Genomic DNA, 1,595 nt, shown 5'->3' with positions numbered 1-1,595 from the left:
CACATCGCCCGCCGGGGAGCCATGCCGCTTCGTGATGTCCTCGTAGCGATCCACCTCCAGCAGCATGAGCGCGACGCGTTGCTGGGTACTCCGCGCGCGGTCCATTTCCCCCACCATGACCTTGTCCATGCCGCTCCGGTTCCACACCTTGGTCAGGGGATCGAGCAAGCGGTTGCGCTTCGATTCGTCCAGCTCCTTCAGCAGCTGCGTTTGCGCCTCGCTCAGCGCGGTCGTCTTGAGCTCATTCTCGGCCCACGCCGCCAGGCTGCGCAGCGAGTCCAACTCCGACGGCGTGAGCTGCCGAGGCTTGTGGTCGATCAGGCACAGCGTCCCGATCGCGCTGCCCTGGTACAGCAACGGATGACCGGCGTAGAAGCGAATAAACGGTTCGCCGGTGACCAGCGGATTATCGGCAAAATCGGGATGCTGCGAGGCGTCCGGGACGACGAAGGTGTCATCTTGCAGAATGGCGTGGCCGCAAAAGGAAATTTCCCGCGAGGTTTCCGCCGCCGCCAACCCCTGTGCCGACTTGAACCACTGGCATTTTTCCGACACCAGGGAGACCAATGCGATGGGCACCCCAAAGACCGTGCAGGCCATGCTCGTGATGCGATCGAACCGCTCTTCCGCCGGGGAATAGATGATCCCCAGCAAGTTCAACTTCGCGAGCCTGGTTGCCTCGTCTGATGGAACCGCCGGGGGTTTCATGGTCGACCAGGGCTCCTTCTCCCCGCAGCAGGCACTCAGGCGCCTACGGAAGGATGATGGACTGCTCTGAGTGGCCGAGGCCCTTGAGCGTCGCCTCCAGGGCGTCCACCATCGGCGGGGGACCGCACAGAAACACCACGGTCTCGGGACCGGGAGGCGGAAGGTGCCGGCGGAGGATCTCCTCGGTGATTCGCCCGGTGCCCTGTTTCCACCCGGCCGGCGGCTGCTCCAGCACATGATAACAATGGAAGTTGGGGTGTTCGCGGGCAGCCCGCTCCCATTCGTCCTTGAAAATAATGTCTGCCTCGGCCTTGTTGGTGAAAATCAGATGCAGCTCCACCGGCAGACGCTTTGTCAGGATCCAGCGGATGATGGAAATCATCGGCGTGATGCCGGTACCGCCCGCGACGAATCCGGCCCGCTTCGCCATGCCGTCCACCCAGTGGCCGCCGGTCTTGGGCCCGCTCATCTGCACCGTGTCCCCGACCTGCTGGTCGTGGAGGTATTTCGAGATCACGCCGGCCTCGTAGCGCTTGACCGTCAGATCGAAGTGGCCAACAACGCCCGGCAGCGACGAGGGGGTGTAGGGGCGCTTGACCGTCTTCCCGTTGACTGTCGCATGGACGTAGAGGTGATCGCCGGGCAGCATGTCGAGCGTCGCGTCCGCGGGCAGCTCGAAGCGGAAGGTCTTCGTGTCGTGGGTGTCCTTGTGGATGGCCGTGAGCTTGTACGGGCTCGGCTGGCTGGTCTTGATCTTGGTCACCGGTTCCGGGGGCATGGACACATCATACGTAGCCGGCACGGGGTGCGCTAGCAAGCGGACGAAGGAGAGGAGCGGGCAGTCTGTTCCACTTCTTCACCATCCCAACTGCCACTGATGCCCGTTG

The 1,595-nt window shown here is 63.4% G+C and carries 2 protein-coding genes; both read right to left on the bottom strand.

Going from position 1 to position 1,595, the window contains the following annotated elements; all coding sequences use genetic code 11:
* Positions 1–708, bottom strand: a 708-nt coding sequence (locus tag ABYB95_RS23210; RefSeq protein WP_372662636.1) for a GAF domain-containing protein, incomplete at its 3' end; no start/stop codon positions are given.
* 43 nt (positions 709–751) lie between these two features.
* Entirely contained in the window at positions 752–1,486 is a 735-nt protein-coding gene (locus ABYB95_RS23205; protein WP_372662633.1) for a cytochrome b5 reductase family protein, read from the bottom strand.
* Positions 1,487–1,595: the final 109 nt, after the last annotated feature.

The sequence above is a fragment of the Hydrogenophaga sp. genome (genome assembly GCF_041633695.1).
In the GTDB taxonomy this organism is placed as follows: domain Bacteria; phylum Pseudomonadota; class Gammaproteobacteria; order Burkholderiales; family Burkholderiaceae_C; genus Hydrogenophaga.
The sequence above is the reverse complement of the archived record's forward strand: the minus strand, read 5'-3'. Positions and strand labels throughout refer to the sequence as shown.

Bases quoted from the DNA above. Each gene is read 5' to 3' on its own strand.
- ABYB95_RS23205 (WP_372662633.1), bottom strand. From the start codon at position 1,486: ATGCCCCCGGAACCGGTGACCAAGATCAAGACCAGCCAGCCGAGCCCG.